The sequence below is a fragment of the Dellaglioa sp. CoH-57-MRSF-21 genome, from assembly GCF_056781915.1.
The window spans coordinates 1-373 of record NZ_JBXAXU010000100.1 but is presented as its reverse complement, the minus strand read 5'-3'; the positions used below and the strand labels follow the sequence as shown (position 1 = coordinate 373).

At 53.4% G+C, this 373-nt stretch carries 1 protein-coding gene; it reads right to left on the bottom strand.

Features of this window, described 5'->3' with window-relative positions:
• Positions 1–116: 116 nt before the first annotated feature.
• The coding region (locus AC1RPQ_RS08130) for a hypothetical protein (RefSeq protein WP_481762282.1) at positions 117–373 on the bottom strand (257 nt) is incomplete at its 5' end.

The window sequence follows — 373 nt, the reverse complement described above, 5'->3', positions numbered from 1 at the left end:
GGTCGTTTTTGGGTCCAAATAGTTGTCACCGCCGCGATATAGAATCATGGTGCGGCCCGTCGTGCGTTCGAAAGCTTCTCGGCACGCCACGCGTTGTTCTCGTGTCATAATTCTCCTTAGCTCAGCAACTTTTCACGCACACGTCGTGCATAGGCCGCTTCTACCGACTGGGCCTCGGCGCGCGGTTCTACCATACACATATCAAGAATACGCAGCACGCGCATCATTTCAGCGGTCCGTGCTTTAGAAGCCACCTGCTCGACTTCAGTTTCGGTAAGATGCGCCAAATCGTTTCGGATTTCGGGCATCACCTGCTGAATGATCCAAACCACGAAATCGGCCACGCCATCATCAATCGTGCTGCTTAGCTCAA